Genomic DNA, 25,519 nt, shown 5'->3' with positions numbered 1-25,519 from the left:
GCGCATCGCTGATCGTGATTCAGCTCCATATGGACCCGAGGCGGCGGTACGACGGAGCGCGAGGCGCGACCAAGCCGGATTTAACGGATCGGTGGCGTCGGTGGAACTCGCGCCCCTGCTATGCGCCATCGCCAAGGCACTGCCGCGCGGCGGACCTCAAATAGACCGTGTAGCCGTGTCGCGGGCGGCCCCGTGCTGTCCCTTTGCCCATTCGATGAAGTCGTCGATCACATCGGCCTTGGCCGAATGAGGCAAATGGACGGCGTGGAAGGTGAATCCTTCGAGTGCGAACGGGTGGACCTGCACGAGGGTGCCCGACTTCAGCTCACCGGCAACCAGGACGTCGCTGAGAAGTGCAATGCCCTGCCCCGCAAGGGCGGCTTCGATGGCGTGACTTTCTTCGCTGAATGCCAGTTTGCGCCCGAGAGGCTTATGCAGGCCGTCGCCGCTGTCGGCCGCAGGTGATTCGCCAAACCAGCGCTCCCAGGTGGGCGTTAGCCGAGTCGGGCGCTTCCACTCGAAGTGGATAAGCGGCCGAGCGGCGAGCTCACTCGGCCGTAGCGGCAACTCCGCGTCGGCGACCAGTGCCTGATGGCAGACCGGTACGTAGCGATCCCGGAAGAGCTCATGCCAGCGCAGGTCACCCCCCGGGGTCGCGCCGTAGCGAATGGCGATGTCCGCCTCTCCCGCGTGGAGGTCAACGGGCATTTCCGAGGCGTGAACCTCGAGGTCGATATGCTCTGCTTCCGCGCGAAAGCTCTCGAGTCTCGGCACTAGCCAGCGGCTTGCGAATGCCGTTGTGGTCGTGATCTTCAGACGTTGAATCGTCGCTGGGTCGTGAATCTCATCGAGCGCGGCCGCGAACTGTCCAAAGCCATCTCGAAGCACGGGATAGAGTCGCTCGCCCGCTTCGGTCAGCGTCATCGGCCGCGGCCGCCGACGGAACAGGGGCTTACCCAGATAATCCTCCAGTGCCTTGATCTGGTGACTGATCGCCGTTGGCGTGACGTGTAACTCCTCGGCCGCAGCCACAAAGCTCAAGTGCCGAGCCGCGACCTCGAAAGCACGAAGAGAGTGAAGCGGTGGGAGTCGGCGCATGAGTTCAGTCTAATGATAGGCCCGAGTACCGCAAGCAATCGCGGCCGTAACCTGCTTTCCGCTGATAAGTGCGACCCCCCTGGGTTTCTAAAAAATCTCAGGCGCGGTCGCATTCGGTAGGGCCCGCGCTGAATCTGCTTCAGCTAGTTGCTGAGTAATAAGAATTTGCGGTCCCAAGGCGTGTTGGATGCAATGCGGCTATTCAACGGCCAATAGAGGAGCGCGCGAAATGGATAGAATCCTGCACATTGACGCCAGCGCGAGGAAGACCCGATCCCTGTCGCGTGACCTTTCCGCGCACTTCGTAAGCGAGCTGAGGTTGGCGCGGCCCGAGGTAGAGGTGGTTTATCGAGACGTCGGCACCAATCCGCCGCCATTTGTAACCGAGGCCTGGATTGCGGCCGCCTTTACTGATCCGAGTCAGAGAAACACGGAGCAGCAGGCGGCACTACGGACATCGGACGAGCTGATTGATGAGCTTGAGTCCGTGGATGGAATTGTTATAGGCACCCCGATGTACAATTACGGCATGCCCGCGGCGCTAAAGGCGTGGTTCGACCAGGTTATCCGAGTCAATCGCACGTTCTCATTCGATCTCGCCCGGGGCGACTGGCCCCTGGCCCCGATTTTGAGCGGCAAGAAGCTCGCGGTATTGACGGCTCGGGGCGAGTTTGGATTTGAGCCAGGTGGCATCCGTTCGGACTGGAATCATCTGGAGACCCACATCCGCACCGTTTCCCACTACCTGGGCGTGGATGAGATGACGGTTATCAGCATTGACTACCAGGAGTTCGGGGACGAGCGCCATCGCCAGTCAGTTGCCTCGGCGTTCAGCGACGCGAGTCGCTTGGCGAGGACGTGGGCTGCGCCGGTCAAAGAGGACGCGGTTTAGCAACGGATGGTGCGGGGGCGCTTTGGGTGCACCTGGAGCAGAAGCGAGATGCGCGCGGGCACGGGATGGGCATAATGGGGTAAGCGCCGAGGCGTTGCACCAGGTCGCGCGGTCATGTGTGAGAACACACTGCGAACCATGTCCGCCGTGTGCTGGCCGTACACCAACGGGGAGAAGTAGCCGGGTGGTGTACGGACGGCACAGGCCTCACTGAGGGGGCCCGCCCGTCGATGTGTAACAGTCGGGCGATCCTGGTCACCCAACAATGCGCCCAGGGCTCGGGCGCAACCCGCCATGAGCTCCGCACCCGTTCATGGCTCGCAGACCATTGGGCGGCGAGCGGTCGAGACGGTGTGGCTACCGTTACTGAAAGCTGCCGGTTGGAACCCGTAGCGGTCAGGGACCGGGTACAGATCAGCTGGAGTTGAGCGTTTGACGCGGCGGTTATCCGTGAGCGACACTTAGGTAGAACGATCTACCTAAGTGTCGCTTCCTATGCGCTCAAAGCGTGACCACCTTGTTGAAATTGCAGAAGGGCTCTTCTACCGGGAGGGATTCCATGCGACGGGCGTCGACCGGGTGACTGCCGAAGCAGGCGTCGCTCGCATGACGCTATATAACCACTTCGCCTCCAAGGAGGAGCTTGTCCTTGCAGTCCTCGAGCGGCGCGACCGGGCTTACTGGGCGGCGTTGACAGCGGCGGTCGAGGAGGCCCGCAGTCAGGGGCAAAGTCGGGTGAGAGCAGCTGTGGACGCCCATGGTCTCTGGCTTCAGCAGGGAGGCGATCGTGGCTGCCTCTTTATGAAGGCAGTCGGCGAGTATGCCGGTCATTCAGCCGAGATCACCAACGTGGCTACTTCGCATAAGCGGCGACTGCTCGATTACATCCGGGCACTTGTTCGAGAAGAAGACGGCTATCGCGCCGACACGTGCGGCGAGCAGCTCGCCATGCTCATGGAAGGCGCAACTGCAATGGCGCAGGTGCTGCCGCCTGATCAAGTCGCCATGCAGTTGTCTGCTGGTGCGGCACGGCTTCTCGAGGCAGCACCGAACGGCGAGTGGAGTTCGTCGTGAATCAGAGCATGCGATTGGTACCGGCGGGGCTGGCCCTGATCGCGGTGAGTTACGGTCTCGCCCGCTTCGCGTATGGCCTGTTTCTGCCCGAGATGCGCGATGATGTCGGGCTTAGCCCTGCAATCGCCGGCCTGGTTGGCGGAGGCGCGTACGCGGGCTACTGCGTTGCCATCGTTGGCAGCGCTTTCCTGGTTGAACGGCTGGGTGCACGCGTGGTGGCGGGGACAGCCGGGCTCGTTGCCACTGTGGGTATGTTTTCCATCGCCCTGAGCACGGGGCCTTGGGCTTTGGCCGCCTCGGTGCTCTTCGCCGGGATAAGCACGGGCCTCGCTTCACCCCCAATGGCGGAGGCGGTTGCGAGGGTCATACCGGCTGAAAGGCAACCTCAGGCCAACACGCTCATTAACTCGGGCACGAGCGTGGGGGTCGCGCTGTCCGGGCCCATCGCGCTCGCGGCGACCGGTCACTGGCGGGAAGCGTATCTCCTGTTCGCGGCCGCGGCGGCGGTCGTGACGCTGTGGATCGTGCTGACCGTTCCGGGGCTGCGTACCACCGCGGTGCGCCCTCGGTCGAGCGTCTCGGGGGCTGATTGCGTGGGACTTGCGCGTGCCGGTTCACTGCCCCTCGTTACGGCAGCGACCGGGATGGGCTTTGCCAGTGCGGCCTACTGGACGTTCGCTGGCGAGGTGATTGTCGAAATTGGCGGGCTGCCTCAGGGCGCTTCGGGGCTAGCCTGGGTTGTTATTGGTGTCAGTGGCCTCGTCGGCGGCGCAGCGGGTGAGCTGATCCGGCGCTTCGAGATCAATGCGGTCCACCGCGCCTTCCTCCTGGCACTGGGGCTGGCATGCCTTGCTCTGGGGGTGATGCCTTCGTACGTGTCGATCGCATTCGTCTCGGCTGCCTTGTTCGGGGCGGCTTACATCATGCTGACGGGTGTTTACCTGGTATGGGGCGTAAGGGTCTTTAGCGACCGCCCTGCGATTGGCCTCGGCCTACCCTTCCTCATGATCGCGGTCGGCCAAGTGATTGGGGCACCCATCGCTGGTGCCATTATCGACGCCGCAAACCACAAGATGACCTTCATCGTCTTCTCTGCCATCGCAGCCATCACAGCGGCGACTGCGTACCGGGAAAGGTGCTCGGTGACTACTCGCCGCCCTTGTCCCGGTCCCTGTCGGGCGGCTCCCAGTCCTAGCGGGGAATGCGCAGGCGTCTATGAATGCGGAGACGCCTCGATGAGAGCGAAGTAGGACCCTTAGGCGCACGCGAACACTCGGCCGCTTGCTTAAAACGTCCGGGTGTGTGTTGGCAGAGCCTGCGTTACATGCCGCGACCTCTCGCCGCGGCGGGCACAGCATCCTGGGACGAGGGCGCCGCGGGGAGCGGGATGTCGCACCTGCGGTCCTGCTCCTTGAGCGGAATGACCTGGCCATTTGGACCCAGGGCCGGTCTGACCCAGGCGCATAGACCAGAGTAGAAGACTTCACGTCGACATGACACGCGCCGCTTGCGGTCGGCAACCGGCCTTGTTCGTTTACCTATGTATGCGGCATGCATATAATGTCTGCATGACTGACGACCGCACCGCGAATCTGCTCGGCGCGCTGGCTCTGGCGCTCGCCGACAGCATGTCCCAGGAGGCTGAGACGCGGGCCGCGCATGGCGCGGCGGCGCCTGCCGCGATCGTCAGCGTGGGCGTCGCCCCCGGCTGCTCGATCGACGCCCTGGCGCGGACGATCGGCCTCAGCCACTCCGCCACGGTCCGCATCGTGGACCGCCTCGCGGCGGACGGGCTCGTGGAACGTCGCGGCGGCGCGGACCGGCGCGCGGTGGGCCTGCATCTGACGCGCCGCGGGGTCGCCCGGCGGCGCGCCATCCTCAAGGGGCGGGCGGAGATTCTCACCAGGGCGCTCGGTCCGTTGTCGGAGGAAGATCGCGCCGCGCTAACCGCGCATTTGGAGACCATCCTCGGCGCCTTCACGCGGGATCGGCGTCACGCCGACCACATCTGCCGGCTGTGCGACGAGGATGTCTGTCCGCATGAGCGCTGCCCCGTGGAGCGCGCGGTGTCGAAGCCGTGATGGAGTCCATGCGGGCCACGCCCGAAACCCTCGTCGTCGCGCGCCGCCCACCGCGGGCGGCAGCCGTGCTGGCGGCGGTCCTGTCAGCGGCCTGCTGGGGCTCTGCGACCGTCATGAGCAAGAGCGTGCTCAACCATATGCCGCCGATGACGCTGGTCACCGTCCAGCTCGCCGCCTCGGTCTGCGTGCTCTGGGTCGCCGTTCTGCTCCTGCGCTTGCGCGTGCGCCTCGACCGCCCGACCCGGAAGGCGAGCCTCAGCGGCCTGCTCGAGCCTGGGCTGGCCTACACTTTCGGGATCATCGGCCTGGCGCTGACGACCGCCAGCAACTCGGCCCTGATCGGGGCCGCCGAGCCGATCTTCATCCTGCTGCTCGCCTGGCTCATACTGAAGGAACGCATCGGCGCACCAATGCTGATGCTCGCGGCGACGGCGACGGTCGGCCTCCTGCTAGTGGTTGCGCCCGATGCGAGCGGCTTGCCCGGCCGCGGATCGCTCTTCGGCGATCTCCTCGTCCTTGCCGGCACCTTGTTCGCTGCCTTCTACGTTATCGCGACGCGCCGGCTCGTTCTCTCGATTGATCCGCTGCCGCTCTCGGCGCTGCAGCAGAGCGCTGGTCTCACCTGGACCCTGGGCGTGCTGGTCATCGCCCTCGGCCTCGGACTGACGAGGCTGGGGCTCGAGGGCGTGACCTTCGGCGTGCTGGCTCTGGCTGCGGCCTCGGGCATCATCCAGTACGCTCTCGCCTTCTGGTTCTATCTCTTCGCCCTGCAGAGACTGCCGGCGAACGTCGCCGCCTTCTACCTCACCCTCATCCCGGTCTTCGGGGTCGGTGCGGCCTTCGTCTTCCTGGGTGAGGCTCTGACGCTGCTGCAGTGGCTGGGCGCGGTCTGCGTGATCGTCTCCGTCGGCGCCATCTCGCGAGTCGGCGGCGACTGAAGCGTGGCTCCCGCCTCAGCCGTGGCGAGATGAACGAAGTCGCAATCCTCTGGCGCTCGGCCACGGCCGTTCGAGTTGAAGGACCCGCCTGCTCCTGCCTCGCCTCGCGTCAGGCACGGTCGGGGCATCGCTCTCTACTCCGCGGCTACCCAACATCGCGTAGTTGTAGGTCGTTGCTAATCAGGAGAGCCCTTGTCGCCAGACGGGCGCGCGTGCGGAAGGCCGCCCCGTGGGCCTTGCGGCAGATGCTGCAGTGGCAGTGTAGGACATTCCGCAGCGGGCCGTGGACGCGATAGCGAATACCACCGCACAAACAGCTGCCGTGCAGCACCTTTGGTGCCGCACGAGCAGCGCTTTCGGGCTGTTGTGCGCTCATCGATAACCCACTTCTTCGAGAAACTCGGCAACCGCCTCGGCAAAGCCAGCTGGGTTGTCCTCCTGCGCGAAGTGGCCGGCTTCCGGGACGTGGCGCAGACGGGCGCCTCGAATGGCTTCGGTCAGAGTCTCGCCCATGGACGGCGGGAGCCATTCATCGTGCTCTCCCCATAACACCATGACCGGCTGAGACAGCGCCGCAAGGCGCGGTACCAGCGGGCGCGCCAGGTGTTCGTCGTAGCACTCGACGGCGCGCCAGTACGCGGCAACGCCTTCCTGGCCGCTCCACGGCCACATGTAGGCGTCGATCACCTCCGGGGGCATGGGGTGCCGCGTGGTGCGCTCGATGTGGGCGCGGATCATGCCCTCGGCGATGTGCGTGGGCAGCTGCCTGAAGGTGCCGATGTTCTCCCGCGCCTGGCGCGAGAAGTCGGTGACGAAAGGCGGGATCACGGCGGCGTCGGCGAGCACCAGGGGGCCGAGCTCCAGTCCCTCCAGCAGCTGTGCTCGCAGCGCGAAGATCGGCGCGAAGTCGAAGGCGACGATCGCCGGGCGCTCAAGGCCCCAATGCGCGACGAGCTCCACCAGGCGCCTTGGCTGTTCGTCCCAGGAGACGTTCTGCCCCGGGTAGCGATCGGAGGTGCCGAAGCCGGGCCAGTCGAAGGCATACACGGCCCAGCGCTCGGCCAGGCGGGGCGCGATGTTGCGCCAGATCACCGACCAGTTCGGCGTGCCATGCAGCAGGATGATGGGGCGCCCCTCGCCGAAACGTTCCCAGCGGACGCGGCCTTCGGGTGAGTGGTACGTGTGAGAAAGGGACCATTCGATCATCGGGTCTCTCTCCTTCGTCACGCGGTGAGCGGATCCGGCGCGGTACGGAAGTCCTCGGCGGGTGGCGCCGGCAGAATCTGGCGGTCGATCTCGGGGTGGTCGTCGAAGTAGTGCAGACGAATCGCTTCGAGGTCGACGGTGTCGGCGACGCCGGGGTAGTCGTAGAGCCGACGCGTGTAGGCGGCGAGCGCCGGGTAGTCCGTCAGGCGCCGACGGCTGCAGCGCAGGGCCGGGTGGTAGGCCGCATCGAAGCGCACCAGCGTGCAGAAGAGGTGCCAGTCCGGTTCGGTGACCGAGTGGCCCAGCAGGTAGGGTTGCGCGGCCAGGTGCTCCTCGAGCGCGTCCAGCGCCTCGAACAGCCGCACCACCTCCCGGTCATTCACGGCCTGGGAGGGCGCAAATCCTACCCGGTAGACGGCGGTGCAGACTCGCTCGAGCACGAAGGTGTTCATGCGCTCAATGTCACCGGTGAGGCTCGGCGGGCGGAATCGGACTGAGGCGTCGCCCCAGTGGTCGAAGGCGCGCTCGAGGATGCGCAGGATATCCCCGGATTCACGGTTGACGATGGTCCCCGTGGCCCGGTCCCAGAGCATGGGTACGGTGACCACGGTCGTGGCGTGCGGGTCGCCCCGGGCATAGACCTCGTGCAGAAAGCGATGCCCGTGCAGGTGATCAACGGTGCTCCAGGCGGAGTCATCGAAGCGCCAGGAGTCCCGTCCCGCCATGCGGGGGTGGAGCACGGACATGGACACGACCGTCTCAAGACCCTTCAAGCGCCGGTAGAGAATCGCCCGGTGTGCCCAGGGACAGGCGTAGGAGACGTACAGGTGATAACGGCCCGGCTCCGCCGGCCGGGCCGGTTGGCCTTCGGGGCCTGGGCGTCCGTTCGGGGTGACCCACTCACGATAGGTGCTCGGGGCCGATCGCAGCCGCTGCAATGCCGGGTCCCCCACATGGAGCTCCGGGTGCCAGCGGCCTTCGACGAGTGCGCGTACGCGAGCCATGACGTCAGGCCGCCGCCCGGGCCAGGGCTCCCAGCGGGCTCTCCCGGCGCGCCAGGAACGTTCGCAGGCGCTCCGGGTAGCCTTCCGGCACGGCCGTGCGCACGGACGGGCGCGCGGCAAGCGCTTTGCGGTAAGCGGTCACCCGCTCGAGGCCGTCGAGTAACGCCGGCTCACCGACAGCCTCGAAGGTGTCGAAGTAGCGGAAGACCGGCGCCCAGGCGGCGTCCACCAGGTGGAACCGCTCACCGGCGAAATACGGCCCGTTGCCCAGTTGACGATCCAGCCACGCCAGCCGCTCCCGGAGCGTGCGGCGACGGGCGCCGTGCGCCTCGGCATCGGGAGCGCCGTAGAGCCCCGCAATGGCCGCCAGAGTGGCCGATGCATGCTCGATCCAGGCCCGGTGCACGGCACGCGCCACCGGCTCCTCGGGGTGCATTCGCCCCGGCGTCGTCTCCTCGAGGTACTCGCAGATGACCGCCGACTCGAAGAGCACCGCATCTCCCACGCGCAGGACCGGCACGCGTCCCAGCGGCGAGAGGGCTCGGAACCAGTCGGGCTTGTTGGCGAGATCGATGTAGATGCACTCGTGTCCGACACCCTTTTCGGTCAGCGTGATCATGGCCCGCTGCACGTAGGGGCAGAGGTCGTGGCTGATGAGCTGCAGGCGCTGCTCAGGCATGGCTTTCACCTCCACTCACCGCACGGTCCGAGGCCCGGTGGGAGGGCGTTGCACGCTGCAGCAGCCGCGACAGGCCGCCCGAAGGCTGTAGGGCAAAGCGCCCATCGCCAAGCAGGAACTGGGCAATGGCAAGCACCGTGAGGTAGAGCGGGTACTCCCAGCCCCCGCCCTCGTAGCCGAACATCCAGCCGTTATCCCAGTGAGCCCAGGTGGCCCCCGCGAGGATCGGAGTGAGAGCGAGCGCCGCCCAACGTGCCTGGATGCCGAGCACGAGCATGGTGCCGCCGATCACCTCAGCGGCGAAGACTACGTACCCGAGCCACCCGGGGAGGCCAAGGGAGCTGAAGAATTGCGCGTTCCCCGCCAGGCCGAATACGAGAAGCTTCAGCATGAGACTATGTGCGAGGAACATCACGCCAAGGGCGACGCGCAGCAGCGTCACCGCATAAGGGGTCAGATCGCGTTCAACCATGGCGTTACTCCTATTCCGATGGGGGCGATCTGTAGCGTAGGAATGCATTTGCGCATGCGGAATAGGCAAATATCGAAACTTCTGTTGCAATGGCGCAATGCTCGAGTGGGACGATCTCCGCTACGTTCGTGCTTTGGGGAGCGCCGGTACGCTCGGCGGCGCGGCAGAGCACTTGGGCGTGCACGCCTCGACCGTCTACCGCCGCCTTGGGCAGGTCGAAGCGCGTGTGGGCGTGCGGCTCTTCGACCGCCACCGCGACGGATTCAGCCTTACGCCCGCGGGTGAGGAGACGCTCGCACTGGCCGAGCGCATGGGTACCGAGGTTGAAGCCCTGGAGAGACGGCTCGCCGGTCGCGACATGCGCCCGAGCGGCATCGTGCGAGTCACCACCACGGATACGCTCCTGCTCGGGGTGCTGGGCCCGGTGCTCGGTGCCTTCCGTGCCGAGCACCCGGAGATACGCCTGGAGCTGGTGAGCGGTAACCCGTTCCTGAGTCTCAGCCGCCGAGATGCGGATGTGGCACTGCGCCCCACGGCCGATCCGCCGGAGACGCTGGTCGGGCGCCGGGTCGCTGACGTTGCAACCGCGGTCTACGCGAGTTCCGGGTACCTGGAGCGCGCCGGCGGCGGAAGGCCTTTGGAGGAGCAGAGCTGGATCGCGCCCGACGACAGCCTTGCTCATTTACCATCGGCGCGGTGGCTGCGCCGAACGCTCCCCGGTCTTGAGCCGGTGATCGAGTGCAACAGCGTTGCTGCCATGCACGTCCTCGCGCGCGGTGGCGCCGGTCTCGCCCCCATACCCTGCTTCCTTGCCGACCCGGATCCGGGATTGGAGCGGGTAACGCCGCCAATACCGGAGCTGAGCGTGGGGCTGTGGCTACTTACGCATCGAGATCTTCGGCGCGTGGCGCGTATCCGCGCTTTGCTCGACTTTCTACATATGGCGCTCGGGCATCAGAAGGCCTGTTTCGCCGGCGAGGTGCGCCAAGAAAGCATGCCCTAGGTCCAAGGCGTTCACGTAAAGTGTTGATTAGGGCCGGGAGCGTTCTGAGCAATCGGTTCCTGTCAGGCACCTATGCTCACAGGTGGTCAGTGGATACTGCCAAAAATCTGGCTGAGTTCCTGTGTGAGCAGGGCATGGGATGGAGGTTACCTGCAGTGGCCAGGCTCGGCGCAGCTGCGGCGTCTTTAAGAGTGGTGGACTGCCCCGCCAGGGAGCGGCCCCGGGATCGACGTGCCATGCCGCGGCCGCAACTGGGTATGGGGGCGCCCGTATTCGCCATCAGAGCGGCCGCCACTACAGGCATGCTTCAACACTTTACGTGAACGCCTTGGATTCTGTCGGGGCGGCTGGAGGACGGCGAGGCGCGCGTGAAGGCATTCGGGGGCGGTCCCGAGGGATCCCGCCCTGGCGCACCGTCCGCGGAGAGGTCGGGCGCTACGGGCTGCAGGGTAGCGGCAGCTGATAGCGATCACCGGCCCGCTCGAGCTCGACGCGCCCGAGGCGGATCCGGAACCCCTCGTCGCCGGGGGACTCATCGTCGATGTACTCGAAAGCGTCGTTGACCACACGGCGCGTGATGGTGTCGGCCTCTGCCGCTGCCGGCCACACGGCGCCGTCGGTGTAGGAGAGATAGACGTGGGCCACCGGTAGCCCCTCGCTCTCGACGATCGAGTAGCGATCGTTGGGTTCAATCTGGTACCAGCCGGCCAGGAAGCGCTCCTCTCCGGTTCGGAACTGCACCACGAACTCAAGGGCTTCCTCGCAGCGATTGACAGCGAATACCGGGGTGGCGCCGGGCACGGCAGGACTCACCTCGGGCGCGGGATCAGCGGCTGACTGGTTGGTGTCACCGAGGGAGCCGGATTCGGTATAAACGGCGGCGAACTGGCGCTCCAGCGGCAGCATGGCAAGCTGGTTGAGCCCGGCGATGGTCACGAACACCAGCGCCACGGCGAGCCCATAGCCCATGTTCTGGAAGCCGTTGCGGGGGCGGGCAATCACGACCGTGCCCGCACTCTCGTCCCAGAACCGAGGCTCGCCTCGGTAGACCCCCATCAGGTGCAGGATCATGAGCAGCTGCTGGATCAGCGGGAGGCCCGCGCCCATGCCGTAGATCCAGACAAGCGCACTGCGCTTCAGGGCCGTCTCGGCATCGAGCCCCTCGGGGGCGTGCAGGCGCACCGGCGATCGCACCACGCGCAGCCCCATCAGCCAGCGTCCCGGGGTATTGGCCGTGCCGGCCAGGATGAGCGCCTCGATCGGCACCCAGGCCGCGATCAGGATCGCGGAGATCACGAAATTGACGGCCGCCTCGCTGCCCTCCATCGCCATGGAGAGCGAGAGCACCGCCCCCGCACCGACGCCGGTCAGGGCCACCAGCCAGGTGACCGCTACGCCGAAGAGTGCGAGGTCCAGTATGCGGGCGAAGAACCGACGCCAGGGGTGGGGCGGTTCGACCTCCCAACGCGTGCTGGCATCCGCCTCCTCGGGCGCTGCCGCATCCGCGACAGCACCCTCCCCATGGGAGACGCCGGCGGTTGACGACGCCGCGACGGCATCCTCGGTGGGAGTCGCCACATGCGCTGTGCCATCCGCGACCGAAGAAGACTCCTCTCCGGGCAGAGGCGGCGGTGTGCGCAATGGCTCGATAGCCTGGGTGATTTCCTCGACCTCGCTCGCGCGCACCCAGCCCTCCAGCCCCGGTCGCCAGACCCGGATGCTGTCGAGATCCGGCTCGCCGACAAGTCGGCGTGCGAGCTCCTCTAGCTCTAGCGGACCTTCCCGGCTGACCCCGTCACGGCTGAAGTGCCACATCCCGGTGACCCCCCGTTAATCCACTCCCGGACCCAGTCTAGGAAAGTCGGGATTATCTGGCACGCAATACACTGCCCGCAGTCGTGCAGTTTGGGGGAGGGTGTGCCCCATTCGCCTTGAACGCCACCCGGATCTCGGCCATGGCAACAACCCCTGGCATAGCCTTGAGAAGGGATGCGCGATCACTGGTAGTTCCGCCCCCGGGGGGCGAGGTAGCGCAATCCCAGGCCTGCCGCCCGGGCCTTGATCGCCTTGTAGGTGCGGTGAGGCAGGCGCTCGGAGAGTCGCAGGGCCCCTCCTCGGGGTAGCGTCGGCGGAGGATCTCGTCGTCCTCCGCGCTCCAGTATCGTCGCGGCGGCTGCCGGCGTGTGGGGCCGAGCATGGCCGCACGGGCCTGTATAGCACCTTGGCTGTGCCGTGGGAGTAGCTCCAGTAGCCGCTTGTCCCATCGGCCCGCGCCGGGCCAGTGACGTCGCAACCGCGCATCCTCTTCCGGCGTCCAACCGCGATAGCGGCGACGGCAGGCAAGGCCGAGGGCGAGCGCCCGCTGCTGGATCGCCGCCCGGCTCCGGTTGAGTCGCCGAGTGTGCGTCACCGACCCCTCAACGGGGTAGAGCCGGCACAGTAGGCTGTCCTCCTCATCACTCCAGTCCCTGTGCCGCCCGCTCATACACTCTCGACCATGACCCGATTGATGGGGGAGATCCACAATATGGTCTAAATGTCTCGCGAGGTCCGGCAGACCATCGCGATGCAATCAGTTCCTGCGACCGTGAGGCGGCGAATCGGATACGCTGGCCACCAGGAGATTGCCCACAGCAGCCATGTCTATGGCACCGGGGACGCCAAGCCAAAAGTGCCAGATGAAAAGGTAGGCCATCTCGGTCCAAGGCGTTCACGTAAAGTGTTGATGAGGGCCGGGAGCGTTCTGAGCAATCGGTTCCTGTCAGGCACCTACGCTCACAGGTGGTCAGTGCGTACTGCCAAAAATCTGGCTGAGTTCCTGTGTGAGCAGGGCATGGGATGGAGGTTACCTGCAGTGGCCAGGCTCGGCGCAGCTGCGGCGTCTTTAAGAGTGGTGGACTGCCCCGCCAGGGAGCGGCCCCGGGATCGACGTGCCATGCCGCGGCCACAACTGGGTATGGGGGCGCCCGTATTCGCCATCAGCGCGGCCGCCACGACAGGCATGCTTCAACACTTTACGTGAACGCCTTGCCCTAGGCCAGGCCGCGGTCTCGCTGCCTGCGGCCTATCCGCCTAACCACTATTCTTTGATTCCGGCGCCTTAGTCACTCAGGCTGGCTGCCCATTCGATTATTTGGATATTTCGTATCTGGCCAGTAGAACGTCTTGGCAAACCTCTAGCTGGCAGATCGATATGTATCGGCGGGGGGAGCACCGAGCGTGGCGTTAGCAAGTTTCGCAGTTAAGGTCTTAATGGATTCAGTAAGCTTGAATAACATACAATCACCTCCTTTAAAATTTACGCAAAAAACAATAACTGAAGAAGGTTCCTGAACCAATAACAGCACAATCGCTATTGCGGAAATCAAGCTAACAGCCAAGGGATTCGAACCCTCACCCCCCACAAACTGGAGGCCACACACAAACAGAAGCGTGCGTGCGTTGATGATTTCGAGAGGTTATAGAGTTTTTATGCGATTGTCAATACAAACGGGAATGCGGTTCCTCGGTTGATTCGTATTATTTGATAAAATTTAGCTACACTGGGTCTCGTTACTAATCATGCATCGATGTGGACAGCCCAATCCCGCTCCTCAAGCAGAATGACTTGATGACCTTTTTCCCGAAGGTCGATGGCCTTCTCGATCTTCCGTCCATGACTCGTGTGGGCCCAGTCCCGGCTGGCGAGACCGCCAATGACCAGGTAGTCCAGCTGCTTCGTGACGCGCGGGATCGGGGTCGCCCCGAGCCGCATGACGGCTTCCTCGCAGCGCTGCCTCGGTCCGAACAGGAATTTCCCGGTGAAACAGAATGCCCGGCCCTCGAACATGATCTCCCGCTCGGCTTGCGCGGCGGCCCGAGTGGACAACCCGGACGCCACGCCCTCGTCGAACCCCCCCGCCCAGAATTCCCTCGAGTGTCTCCTGTAGATCGTCACGCTCCTCGTCAGTGATGCGGCCATCGGCGAGGACATTGCGTACACGCCTGGCGATCACCGACCCGGGCCACTGGTCCTCAACAACCCCGTTGTCCTTCAGCCAGGTGTCCAGGAACACGATCTCCGAGTCGCTCAGCACCCGGTCAGCCAGCAATCCGCGGCAAAGTCCGAGTAGAGATTCGGTGGCCTTCTTGAGGTTGGCCTTGTAGTTGATCGCAGCGTCGGGCTGCCCGTGGGGGTCAATCGAAACCATTCCTGACTCTCCCTGGTTGCGAATTCCTAAGGTGCCGTTCCGCGTAGCGTTCGGCAGCGGCGTTCCCTTGGAGAGCGCCCCGTGGCCTGCGCCCTTGGCAAGGCCTGTGCGAAGCGCGGGGCGCCGGTGAGCTCATCACCACGAACTCGCGCGGCAACCATTCAAAAGGTAGTAACCGCCATTGGACTTCGCTACGCGCATCGGGCTGAACCGTCGTACCCTGGCTCCGCTGAGCCGCCGCCCATTAAGCGGTCGACCGTAATGGCGGCTTGCAGGTCGCGCTCGGCGCGAGGCAACCTTGCGAATCAGTCACGCTTTGCTAGGGGGCGGCATGGAGTCCAGGGACGGTACGGATGATGTCGCAGTCCTCTCGGTTACCGCGGAACACGTCAATTTCGCCTGCCAGCAGAATAATGTCCCCATCCTTCGCGACCTTGCGGTTCGCAACGACGGCAGCCAAGCGCTCGAGAACCTGACCGTCGAGATTTCCTCGGAACCGGCGTTCGTTACGACACGTACGTGGGTGGTAGACCGGCTTGCGCCGGGCGACCAGGTGCATCTGAACGACAGGCGGGTTGCGCTCGACCCGGGGCTGCTCTGGCAGCTGACGGAGGCGGTGACTGGCCTGGTCAGGCTTCGCGTTCTTGCGGGAGACGAAGAGCTTACCCGCACGGAGAAGCCCGTAGAGCTGCTCGCGCGTATGGAATGGGGCGGTGCGGCCTACATGCCGGAGATGATCGCGGCGTTCGTGACCCCGAACGACGCGGCCGTCGAGCGAATCCTGAAGGCGGCCTCCGAGCATCTTCAACGCGCTCAGATGCCCTCCGGGCTCGACGGCTACCAGTCAGGAAGCCCTCAGAGGGTTGCTTACCTGATATCCGCCATCTGGGCGAGTATCGGATCGCTTGGCATCAGTTACGCGAGCCCGCCGGCGAGTTTCGAGCGTAACGGCCAGAAGATTCGCACACCGTCGCATATCCTCGAGTCCGGACTTGCGACTTGCCTCGACCTGACGGTGCTGTTCGCAAGCTGCCTAGAGCAGGCCGGGCTGCATCCCATCATCGTGTTCACCCGCGGCCACAGCTTTGTCGGCTGCTGGTTGCAGGACGAGCAGTTCGCGAGCGTGCTCGTGGATGACGTCACAAGCCTTCGCAAGCGCCTCCAGCTCCGTGAGGCGATCTTCTTTGAGACGACCCTGGTGACCCAGGCGCATCCACCAGCGTTCAAGGTGGCCATGAAGCAGGCGCAGGAGGCGCTTGGCGAGGAGCGTGACGATCAGTTTGAGCTGGCCGTCGATGTTAGGCGGGCACGGATGCAGCGGATCCGGCCCATCCCGACGGGGCGCGAACCAACGCAACTGGATCCGGGCGCGGGCGCTCAAGAGAAGGCGAACGCGGGGCTCGATGTCGAAGCCTTCGATGACATCCCCGACGCTGTCTCTGCTACGGAACCCGAAGTCGAGGACACCCCGGTCACCCGGCTCGACCGCTGGCAGCGGAAGCTCCTTGATCTTTCGCTGCGCAACCGATTGCTGAACTTCCGCCCGTCGAAGCGCTCGGTCTCGATCCGCTGTCCGGATCCGGGGCTGCTCGAGGATTTACTGGCCGACAACCAGAAGATCCGGATCGTGTCCTCCCCGAAGATGATGGACGAGCAGCAGGGCCGCTCGGCCGAGCTCCACCGCCAGGAGCACAACGAGGATGCCGAGGAGGCCTACGCGCTCGAGGCGCTGCGACGGCGCGAGGTCGTCGTCGACCTGGCCCCTGATGAGCTAGACCGACGGCTTGTCGAGCTATTCCGCGCGGCCCGCGCATCCCTCCAGGAGGGCGGCGCAAACACGCTATTCCTCGCGTTTGGCTTCCTTGCCTGGCGCAAGGGTGATGGCAAGGAAGAACGGCGCCACCGCGCACCGCTGGTCCTTGTCCCCGTCCGGCTTGAGCGGCGGAGCGTGCGCGCGGGCATGCGGCTTGTGCTGCACGACGATGAGCCACGCGTGAATCCGACCCTGCTGCAGATGCTCGAGCAGGACTTCGGGCTAAAGGTGCCCGAGCTGATCGGCCCCCTGCCCACCGATGAGCACGGCGTCGATGTCCGCGCCATCTGGCAGGCCATGACCCGCGCGATTCGCGAGCAGGAAGGCTGGGAGGTCGTCGAGGAGGTGACGCTCTCCACGTTCTCCTTTGCGAAGTACCTGATGTGGAAGGATCTGGTCGATCGCACGGAGATCCTGAAAGAGAACCCGGTCGTTCGGCACTTGATCGAGAGCCCGAAGGAGGTCTACCCCTCGGAGATTCCCTTCCCGAAACCGCGCGAGCTCGACGAGGCCTACCCCCCGCAGCGCACCTTCACGCCGTTGCCGGCCGACTCCTCCCAGCTTGCCGCAGTCATGGCCGCCGCGGAGGGCAAGGATTTCGTCCTCGAAGGGCCTCCGGGCACGGGCAAATCCCAAACCATTTCGAACATGATCGCCCAGTGCGTCACGGAGGGACGGACGGTGCTGTTCGTCTCGGAGAAGACCGCCGCGCTCGAGGTCGTCTATCGGCGCCTGCGCGATGTGGGGCTCGATTCCTTCTGCCTCGAGTTGCACTCGAGCAAGGCACGCAAGCTCGATGTGCTCGAGCAGCTGCGAAAGGCGTGGGATGCGCGCGCGGATGTTGACGCCGAGCGCTGGGAGCGTGAGGCACGGCGTCTTGCAAGGCTACGGGAGAAGCTCAACGCCTTCGTACAGCACCTGCACCAGGAATTCCCGAACGGCCTCACGCCCCACTACGCGATTGGCAAGGTCATTGCCGGGCGTGATGTACCCGTGGTTTCCCTCGAGTGGTCCTCGCCGGAGGCGCATGACCGGGAGGCCCTCGAAGGGCTGAGGGACGTCGCTGCCCGCATCGATCTCGATAGCGCGGCACTTGGCAGCATCGCGGAGAGCCCATTCGCCGGGGTGGCGGCCGCCGACTGGTCACCGACCTGGCAGCGGGAGTTGATCGACGGCGCGAAGCAGGCGTTGCCGGCTGTGACCACTTGTGCGCGGCGGGCGCAGGCGTTTGAAGCTGCCTGCGGGTTGCCTGCCAGAGCGATGACCCAGGATCGGCTCGACGCGCTCACGCGCCTCGGCTCGCTCCTGCCGCAGGCGTATGGCGAAGACTATGGCTTTGCCTTAGAGGCACAGGGGCCGAAGCGACTGTCGCGCCTCCAGGAGGGTGTCGAGCTACTTGAGGCGCGTGCAGAGGCGGTCGCGAGGCTCTCTTGCGCATATATCCCCGACGCCCTGTCCACGCTCCCGGTCGAGGAGCTCCAGGCATTCTGGGAAGAGGCTGATTCGAAATGGTGGCCGGGAAGTGCCCTTCTGCGGCGGCGGGTTCGGACTGCGTTGCGCCGTGCAGTGCGCAAGGGCTCGAAGCCGAACGCCTCGGTGGATCTACCCGTTCTCGCCGAGATCCAGCGACTCGATGCCGCCCTCGCCGAGTATGAGTCCCTTGCAAGTGATACGAACGGGCTTTGGGCTGGACTGAACACGCCTGTCGATGCGGTGCGAGGGACGCTGGAGCTGCTTTCTCAACTGCGGGCAACTATCGGCACTCTCGCCGCAACGCCCGATGACCTCATGGACACTCAGGCGGCGGTGCGGAGGTTGCTCACGGATGGCAATGCCCTGCTCGCCGCCGACGGAAGCGTGGGGAGAGCGGCAGAGGCGTTGCTCAGCGCTCGAAAGACGCTCGATGAGCATCTGCAAGCGCTCGCCGCCCGTGCCGGGAGCACGGTCGACGACCTCGCGCCCCGCGAAGCCGATGACTGGCCGAAGTCACTCGCCGACAAGCTCAGTCGTTGGGTTGCCGAGGAGAACACGCTTCGCGCCTGGTGTGCCTGGCGTCGTGTCCGCGACGAGGCACTGGCGAAGGGCCTGGCTCCGCTGGTCAGGGCCGTTGAGAATGGCGCAGTCGAGACCGGCGCGGTGAGCGAGACCCTGGAGGTCAACTACTGCCGGTGGTGGATCAACTCGGTTGTGGACCGGGACGAGGTCCTGCGCAGCTTCGTCCCCGCCGAGCATGAGCATACGATCTCCGAGTTCGCCCGTCTTGACGAGGAGTTCACGAGGCTCACCCAGGCCTACATCCGGGCCAAGCTTAGTGGCGAGCTTCCCACCAAGGGGGAAGTGACCCGCAATTCAGAGTGGGGGGTGCTGAAGCGCGAGCTTGAGAAAAAGCGTCGCCACAAGCCATTGCGCCAGCTGGTGGAGGAGATGCCGACAGCGCTCACGCGGCTGACGCCCTGCCTGCTGATGAGCCCCTTGTCGATCGCGCAATACCTCTCCCCGGAACAGGCCCAGTTCGATGTGGTGATTTTCGATGAGGCCTCACAGATCCCGGTGTGGGATGCCGTCGGCGCCATTGCTCGTGGCCGCCAGGTGGTCATCGTCGGGGACCCCAAGCAGCTGCCGCCGACCACCTTCTTCGATCGCGCGGATGACGATGAGCACGAGGACGAGGATGTCGAGCGTGACCTCGAGAGCATCCTCGATGAGTGCATGGGCGCTAACCTGCCGGTGGAGCGGCTGAACTGGCACTACCGAAGCCGCCATGAAAGCCTGATTGCGTTCTCGAATCAGCGCTACTACGGCGGTGGTCTGGTCACCTTCCCGGCCCCGGTGACCAACGACCGCGCGGTGAGCTTCCACCATGTCCCGGATGGCGTCTACCAGAAGGGCGGCGCTCGAACGAACCAGGAGGAGGCGCGAGCTCTCGTCGCGGACGTCATGCGGCGTATCCGCAACCCCGACTTTGCCGCGAAGAACCTGTCCATCGGTGTCGTGACGTTCAACACTGAGCAGCAGCGGCTGATCGAGGATCTCTTCGACGAGGAGCGCCGCAACGCCCCGGAAACCGAGCCCTGGTTTGCCGATGATGCCCTTGAGCCGATCATGGTGAAAAACCTCGAAAGTGTTCAGGGCGATGAGCGGGACATCATCTACTTCTCGGTGACGTACGGCCCTGATCGCCAGGGGCGAGTGTCGATGAACTTCGGCCCTCTCAACCGCGATGGAGGCGAGCGCAGGCTCAACGTTGCCGTTACCCGCGCGCGCGAGGAGCTCCGGGTGTTCGCGACGCTCAAGGCCGAGCAGATCAACCTTGCCCGCACGCAGGCGATCGGCGTTCGTGATTTCAGGCACTTCCTCGAGTACGCAGAGCGTGGGCCGAGAGCGCTCGCCGAGGCCACGCACATACCTGGCGGCGAGTTCGATTCCCCATTCGAGCAGGCCGTCGCGACGGCTCTGGTCGAGCGCGGCTGGGAGCTGCATGCCCAGGTCGGGGTTTCCGGTTTCCGGGTGGACCTCGGCGTTGTCCACCCGGATGCGCCGGGCATATACCTCGCCGGTGTCGAATGCGACGGCGCGACCTACCACCGGGCGGCAACGGCAAGGGATCGTGACAAGCTCCGCGAGGCCGTGCTGAGGGGGCTTGGCTGGGAGATCCTGCGGGTCTGGTCGACTGACTGGTGGGTTGACGCGCCCGGTGCGCTCGAGACGCTCGACTGCCGCCTGACCGAGCTCCTGGAATCATCTCGGGCACAACGGGCGGCCGAAGCTGAGGCAGAAGCTGCCCGACAGGAAGCCGACGATACCCTCGCGGCCGAGACGAGCGCCGACGTGGATGATGAAAGCCTCGATGCAGAGGGGCACGAGGCGGCTGAAGCCGACGAAGGCGTGCCTGAGGTAGAGCCGGTAGGTAGGGCGCTCTACGCGGAAGGCCCAACGAGCTCCGGTGGTCCGCCACAGCCTGGCCCGGACCTGTTTGAAGAGGCTGGCCCGATCATCCGCTACCGGCCGTGCGAGATGCAGGCCTTCCAGGGTGAGCTGAGCGCTGAGCAGTTCTACGAGCCGGGCTACAACCCCATCCTCAAGCGGCTGATCGAGGCGGTTGTCGAGGCCGAGGGCCCCATCAGGGACGAGCTACTGGTGCGCCGTATCGCCCGTGCCCACGGATTCCAGCGTGCCGGAGGCAGGATTCGTAAGCGCGTCATGGCCTTCGCGACTCGAGTCGGGGTGCAGACAAAGGAAGCCGGGAGCGCCTTTTTCTGGTCTCCAAATGCCCCACCGGAGAGCTGGTGCTGGTTCCGAGAGCCTGAGGCCGGCGAATCCCGGTCGGTGGACGACATCGCGCGCGAGGAGCTTGCGACACTCGCTCGCCATACGCGTCGCCAGGGTCTCGACGGAGAGGCGCAGATCCGGGAGATGGCCGCGTACTGCGGTATCAAGCGGCTTAGCAGCACAGCCCGAGCTCGATTGCTGCAGGCCTGCGAATCGGACGCCACTGAGTAGCGACCGCGATCACTGGGGCTATCTCGAAGGTATCCCCCGAGCGTGCCTCTCGTTAGGCACCCTTCGGCGAGAGTGCGGCGTACAAGGCGTACGTCGAAGGTAGCTGCCAACTGCGCAGTCGACGGAACGTAATGGCAGTGTGAACTTACAGAATGGAGTTGCCCAGCATACCGTAACCCGCCCGGGCATTTTCGGGCGCCTGATCCTCTAAATTGCCCCGGCGTCCGCAAATCCTGGGGTGGCTGAAATTCCTTGCAGGCCGATTAGTGCGGGCGTGCTCATGTTAAAGCCCCGGGCAGGAAATTTTCGTCTGTGCGCCACAACTGTTGTGATGCTAAAGGACGTCGCACGCGGCGAGTAGTTGCTCGGCATAGCGCTCAGCGGTCATGCGCACCCAATTCGGAGTCACGACCACGGTCAGCCACAAAAGATGCAAGGCTGCTATTGCGGCACCACCCAGGCTCCAGAAATCGGCTTGAGATGCCAGGGTGACCAAGTCCCCCTCGGATTGCATGATGGCCAGGCCGATGATGAGCAGTACCGCTAGGACGTCCGCCACGACCCCGAAAGGCTTTGCTGCCAGCAGGTTCCGGCGGAAGCCATAATTGATGTTCTCGGCGAACAGCAGCCGAAAGCGCGTCGGGTCGCGCGTTTGTTCAAGCAGCCACTTACTTGCTGCCTCGTAGGCCTCATCAGCCGCTTCGGGGGAGGCAGCCTCCTCGTTCGGTGTTGGCAAGGTGAGTTCCGGGACGCGCTGGCTAAGGATGCCGTGGTATCGGTGCTTAACGGCCGCAGGCAGCCGCGAGTCGGAGTGCCGGAGCATCGCGACGGAAGGTTTGCCGCCCCATTCGCGATAGAGGCGGCGCTCTATCTCTCTGCCTCGATCGCGGACCGTATGAGCGATGCCGCGCGCAAAGGCGACGGTAAGCAAGAGCAAAACGATTGTGGGCCATCGCGTCTCGGGTGCCGGGAGGAGAAGGACCGCTGCTGTAAGCGCTCCAAGCAGGCTTGTCATTGCCGGGGCAAGTCGTGCCTTTAGCTCATACTCGTCAAGACCGAACTGCTGGTGCATCGCGCCGCTATTCCGCGTTCACCTGGTCCGAGTGCCCCATCGCCGCGTGGAAACGGTCGGTCGCTCGAATGAGCAGTAGCGCTGGCGCGCTGCGGGCGATCTGCAAGGCCTCAGCGGTTCGCTCATCGGTAAGGGACGGCCCGGACTGATTCAGATGGCTGTGCCAAGTTCCGAGGCAGCTTAGGCCCAAAGCCGATCCCTCAACGTACTCGGTAATGGCTCGACACAGGTTGCCGGTCCCGAGGATGAACTCTGTTGGTGACCGGATGCTGTCCGGTGGTGCGGGCAGGACGTCGACAACGTGGAAGGTCTTTCGCGTCTCCGAGACCCGGCCCATGATGACGCCGCCGGTCTCCACCTCCGGATACCGGGCCGTCTCCGCAGCGATTTCCTTGACGGCATTTCCGTGGATACGCACCTGCCAATCGCGATGATCCTTGGGCGCGATAACCGTGACAGGGGGGATGGTCCGGCGCTCCCAGTTCACTCCCATCGCCCCGGAATCAAGACGCCCGGCAAGCAGTTCTCCCACCGTTGCTTGTTGGTCCCGCCGCTGCGCTGCAAGCAAATATTCCGCCATCCCGGCCGCGAACAGCGAGATTCTTGCATCCGACATTCGCATGGTCAGCGAACCGCAACCCTGTCCAACCCGAACTCGGCCGAACGGGGCATCGTCCGTGCGCAGACGGTGACGGATATCGGCGTCCTCGACAGCCAGGCGATACAGCTCGACCATCAAGTCTGCCGTGTTGGGGTTTCGGTCCTCCCCCTCCGCTGTCAGGACGCCTAGTTGTCCGCCACCGAACAGAAGCATCTCAATGACTCGAGCGGGCAACAGCTTTGCGTCTGCCGCTGCGAGCGCCTCGCGCACGCGCAACGACGCCGACGAATTGACCACAGCCCAAGTACGACGCGACCACGCCCCACTCCGTCGCGTGCTCTGCACCAGGGATGCAGCATCTTCCTCCACGGCACGAGCGGGCTGATCAAGTGCCTCGAAGGCCTGCGCGAGTCCGGATGCCTTCACGCCTAGCCAGCCAGGCGCCATGGTGTCGGACGGAATCAACGCGTGACGGGCAGCGTTGTGTGGGCTCATCACCGTTGGGTCGACTACGGCCTCCGGCGCCTGCCCGGCTCTCGCGAGATGAAGCCCAACCTTTGAGCCGAGGCTTCCGGCGCCGACCAGGGTCCAGGGGATTCTTGGCGCCTCCTCGTCGCCGCCGCTCATTCTTGCAAGCAACGGGCGGGATACGCGATCGCGCAGCCCTGCAGGTCTGACGGGCGTGCGATCCCCCTCCGGGAATGCCATTGGCGCACGGAAGTGGGTGACATAGGCACACAGCTCCGTACAGCTTCCTTCACCAATGACCTCGTAGGGGCGCCGTGCGCACAATATGATCGTGAGCGGAAGGGCCTTGGATTCCTGGCTTTTAAGGGCGGTCCTGAATGCGGTCAGCGCCTCCCGGAGTTCTTGCGCACAGCCGTAGATTCGAGCCCTCTCGCGGAGTTCGGCAAGGCTCGATACGGTCTCCGGCAGATACTGGTCGCAGACGAGCGGCGAGCCGTCGGGGGATTTGCCCGGCCAGACCAGCAACGCCACGCCTCGTCCGCGCTCGGTATCGTCAGTCAAGGGTGGTTCCGTGCAGTAAACCGATGTAAGTGCGGAAGCGCTCAGAGGAACTTCGCTATTCGCGACGAGAACGGAACTTACGGCAAGTCCCACGCTGGGTTTTGATCGCCAATAGGCCATCTCGAGGCAGCGGAAGCCGCCCCGGTCGTCGAGTTTTTCGATTAGCCGGGTGCGATCTACTGCCACCAAGTCTTTAAGCCCATCCCGCCGGACAGGCTCCCAGCCCTGGTTAGGATCGATGAGCGTGCCCGCCGCGGCCCGTTCGAGCCAAATCGCGACCTGGTGGACAACCGCCACTAACCCATCACTGAGAAAGAATTCGCTGAGCGGTTCGTCGACGACGCAGGGGACAGGGCGATTATCGGTGGTCAGCCAGGGTTGGATGTGGGGGAAGTTACGAGGAAAGCCCTCACGCAGAGAAATCTCGGGAGGATCCAGCGGATAGGACTCAGGAAAGGCGAAGCGCACCGTCTCGACGGACATAACGCCGCTCGGGGAGCATCCTTGCGACTTGTATGCCCCTGGGAGCTCGACGGCGAAGTCTGCTTCAACCACCCAGCATCCAATTTCGTCCACCCATCGAGGCGCGGCGGCTGGTCTGACTTTTGGGTCGCGTCCAAGCACGCGAACTGCCTGCTGGACTGCCCATGGTGGATCGTGCGCTCCACCCCGATCCCGGCTAGCCATGCCCTCGTGGCTCACTCGCTACCGCGGTGGAGTCGGTCAATATCGCCGGCGCCACGGCCGCGGCCTTGCGGGTGTGGCCATAGGGGCCGATCTCGTATTCCAAGACGGCCGGATGCGCCTCCGAGGGGTGCTCACCGACGCAGCGGAACTCATCACCACCGGCCTCCTTGATGATTGCCTCATATTCGCGCTTCGCTCGCGTGCACGGCGGGTCACTGTCCTCATCACGGATGGGGACGCTGCTCGAGATGATTACCGCCCCCGGCCGCGCTTGCGCCAGGGCCGAGCGTGCGTGCTCAGAAACCTGCGCCTTCTCGCCGAGGTCACTCCAGCTGTCGTGGGAGAGGCAGCGCCAGGAACAGTGATGCGGGGCCTGTAGAACGTCGTACGAGAGGTGCTCCGGTTGACTCGCGTGGCGGTTCCAGAGGCGCTCCCAGATGGCGACGCCAGCATCGCCTCCGGTCAGGAAGCGGCATCGGTCCGGGCTCCCGCCCCCTGAAAGCTGAAACTGCAGGATGGTGCTCGACTGATTCTTGGCCGCCTTCTCCTCTTCCTCAGCGTCGTCAGACTTCGGCATGGGAGCGAGCAGGCGGGCGACCATCGTTGCATCGTCGAGACCGTTGACCCGTGAGAATGTCCCGGCTTCCTCAACCAGAATCTCCTCGAGTCCGTTGGTCTTCCCATTCTCGTCTCGACCCAGGATCAGGATGCGATCTCCATCGCTAACCGAGTGACCCGCCTCCCTGAACCGCCGCACACGCCGTCGAGCCTCGGTGTTGAAGGCCTTGGCGTCATCGCACAGCGTCATCCTGCTTGAGGCCCTGCGGAACACCATCGGCGATGACCAGAGCTCACGCACGATGATCTTGTCATCGCTCTTCGACCACTCCGCTGGTGGTCCCAAGTGGAAGTGCTTACGAAGGCCGCGGCAGTGGTCCGCATCTGGGTGGCTCAACAGGAGGGCGTCGACGAACAAACGCCCGTCGGCGTCTCGAGAGAGTCGGTTCCGGAGCTCCTGGGTAACATTCGGCGTCTCATCACCGGGATCGTCCGCCCCCTGACGAATGTTCACGTCGATCAGGATTCGCCGCCCTGACTCCAGCTCGATAAGCGTCATGTCCCCGTTGCCCACGGGAAAGAAAGCGATGTTAGCCGTCATCGTGGCGTCCCTTCACGGCCA

The 25,519-nt window shown here is 64.8% G+C and carries 18 protein-coding genes; 7 read left to right on the top strand and 11 right to left on the bottom strand.

The window, feature by feature from the left end:
- Nucleotides 1-156: 156 nt before the first annotated feature.
- Nucleotides 157-1,032 (bottom strand): LysR substrate-binding domain-containing protein, encoded by an 876-nt coding sequence (locus tag LMH63_RS17220; protein WP_229332807.1) that lies wholly within the window; start codon nt 1,030-1,032, stop codon nt 157-159.
- A 295-nt stretch (nt 1,033-1,327) separates the two neighbouring features.
- Between LMH63_RS17220 and LMH63_RS17215 the strand changes: the two genes are divergently transcribed.
- From LMH63_RS17215 to LMH63_RS17195, 5 genes are all read left to right on the top strand, one after another.
- Nucleotides 1,328-1,990: an FMN-dependent NADH-azoreductase gene (locus tag LMH63_RS17215; protein ID WP_109679538.1), complete on the top strand. Its 663-nt coding sequence runs from the start codon at nt 1,328-1,330 to the stop codon at nt 1,988-1,990.
- Nucleotides 1,991-2,485: 495 nt separating this feature from the next.
- Nucleotides 2,486-3,064, top strand: coding sequence for a TetR/AcrR family transcriptional regulator (locus tag LMH63_RS17210; RefSeq protein ID WP_109679537.1), 579 nt, complete (start codon nt 2,486-2,488; stop codon nt 3,062-3,064).
- The gene (locus tag LMH63_RS17205) at nt 3,061-4,314 is read left to right on the top strand and encodes an MFS transporter (RefSeq protein ID WP_146205240.1); all 1,254 of its coding nucleotides are present in this window, start codon (nt 3,061-3,063) and stop codon (nt 4,312-4,314) included. Before LMH63_RS17210 ends, LMH63_RS17205 begins: the two co-directional genes overlap by 4 nt.
- A gap of 318 nt (nt 4,315-4,632) precedes the next feature.
- Nucleotides 4,633-5,145, top strand: a complete 513-nt coding sequence (locus LMH63_RS17200) for a MarR family winged helix-turn-helix transcriptional regulator (protein WP_158280422.1) — start codon at nt 4,633-4,635, stop codon at nt 5,143-5,145.
- 8 nt (nt 5,146-5,153) lie between these two features.
- A complete protein-coding gene (locus LMH63_RS17195; RefSeq protein ID WP_229332645.1) occupies nt 5,154-6,083 on the top strand; it encodes a DMT family transporter in 930 nt (309 codons plus the stop codon).
- A 145-nt stretch (nt 6,084-6,228) separates the two neighbouring features.
- Here LMH63_RS17195 and LMH63_RS19650 read toward each other — a convergent pair whose 3' ends face one another.
- Genes LMH63_RS19650 through LMH63_RS17175 form a run of 5 tightly spaced genes read right to left on the bottom strand, consistent with a single transcriptional unit; the run spans nt 6,229 to nt 9,444 of the window.
- Nucleotides 6,229-6,459 carry a GFA family protein gene (locus tag LMH63_RS19650; RefSeq protein WP_439654550.1) on the bottom strand — a complete coding sequence of 77 codons (231 nt, stop codon included), beginning with the start codon at nt 6,457-6,459 and terminating at the stop codon, nt 6,229-6,231.
- Entirely contained in the window at nt 6,456-7,289 is an 834-nt protein-coding gene (locus LMH63_RS17190; protein ID WP_229332644.1) for an alpha/beta fold hydrolase, read from the bottom strand. The genes LMH63_RS19650 and LMH63_RS17190 overlap by 4 nt, the downstream gene beginning before the upstream one ends.
- A gap of 17 nt (nt 7,290-7,306) precedes the next feature.
- Nucleotides 7,307-8,293, bottom strand: coding sequence for a glutathione S-transferase family protein (locus LMH63_RS17185; protein ID WP_229332643.1), 987 nt, complete (start codon nt 8,291-8,293; stop codon nt 7,307-7,309).
- Nucleotides 8,294-8,297: 4 nt separating this feature from the next.
- Complete coding sequence (locus LMH63_RS17180) at nt 8,298-8,972, bottom strand: glutathione S-transferase family protein (RefSeq protein ID WP_229332642.1); 675 nt, start codon at nt 8,970-8,972, stop codon at nt 8,298-8,300.
- Complete coding sequence (locus LMH63_RS17175) at nt 8,965-9,444, bottom strand: DoxX family protein (protein ID WP_229332641.1); 480 nt, start codon at nt 9,442-9,444, stop codon at nt 8,965-8,967. Before LMH63_RS17175 ends, LMH63_RS17180 begins: the two co-directional genes overlap by 8 nt.
- Before the next feature lie 97 nt (nt 9,445-9,541).
- On the opposite strand from LMH63_RS17175, the gene LMH63_RS17170 reads away from it, so the two are divergent.
- Complete coding sequence (locus tag LMH63_RS17170) at nt 9,542-10,447, top strand: LysR family transcriptional regulator (RefSeq protein WP_229332640.1); 906 nt, start codon at nt 9,542-9,544, stop codon at nt 10,445-10,447.
- Nucleotides 10,448-10,882: 435 nt separating this feature from the next.
- On the opposite strand, the gene LMH63_RS17165 is transcribed toward LMH63_RS17170, so the two are convergent.
- Both LMH63_RS17165 and LMH63_RS17160 read right to left on the bottom strand, forming a co-directional pair.
- On the bottom strand, nt 10,883-12,262 hold the full coding sequence (locus LMH63_RS17165) for an RDD family protein (RefSeq protein ID WP_109680174.1): 1,380 nt from the start codon (nt 12,260-12,262) through the stop codon (nt 10,883-10,885).
- A gap of 1,744 nt (nt 12,263-14,006) precedes the next feature.
- Nucleotides 14,007-14,384 (bottom strand): BRCT domain-containing protein, encoded by a 378-nt coding sequence (locus tag LMH63_RS17160; protein ID WP_146205288.1) that lies wholly within the window; start codon nt 14,382-14,384, stop codon nt 14,007-14,009.
- Nucleotides 14,385-14,968: 584 nt separating this feature from the next.
- On the opposite strand from LMH63_RS17160, the gene proA reads away from it, so the two are divergent.
- Nucleotides 14,969-20,950: an anti-phage protein ProA gene (proA, locus tag LMH63_RS17155; protein ID WP_109680172.1), complete on the top strand. Its 5,982-nt coding sequence runs from the start codon at nt 14,969-14,971 to the stop codon at nt 20,948-20,950.
- 334 nt (nt 20,951-21,284) lie between these two features.
- On the opposite strand, the gene LMH63_RS17150 is transcribed toward proA, so the two are convergent.
- From LMH63_RS17150 to mblB, 3 genes are read right to left on the bottom strand one after another with little or no spacing between them, the layout of a single operon-like run.
- The gene (locus LMH63_RS17150) at nt 21,285-22,022 is read right to left on the bottom strand and encodes a hypothetical protein (RefSeq protein ID WP_146205287.1); all 738 of its coding nucleotides are present in this window, start codon (nt 22,020-22,022) and stop codon (nt 21,285-21,287) included.
- 7 nt (nt 22,023-22,029) lie between these two features.
- Nucleotides 22,030-24,339: an anti-phage 6A-MBL system cap2_3 protein gene (gene cap2-3, locus LMH63_RS17145; RefSeq protein ID WP_109680170.1), complete on the bottom strand. Its 2,310-nt coding sequence runs from the start codon at nt 24,337-24,339 to the stop codon at nt 22,030-22,032.
- The gene (gene mblB / locus LMH63_RS17140; protein ID WP_109680169.1) at nt 24,332-25,498 is read right to left on the bottom strand and encodes an anti-phage 6A-MBL system MBL-fold protein; all 1,167 of its coding nucleotides are present in this window, start codon (nt 25,496-25,498) and stop codon (nt 24,332-24,334) included. The genes cap2-3 and mblB overlap by 8 nt, the downstream gene beginning before the upstream one ends.
- Nucleotides 25,499-25,519 lie beyond the last annotated feature (21 nt).

Origin of the sequence: Spiribacter halobius (assembly GCF_020883455.1) — a bacterium.
Taxonomy (GTDB): domain Bacteria; phylum Pseudomonadota; class Gammaproteobacteria; order Nitrococcales; family Nitrococcaceae; genus Sediminicurvatus; species Sediminicurvatus halobius.
Note: the sequence above shows the minus strand (reverse complement) of the source record. Positions and strands in the feature narration are given on the sequence as shown.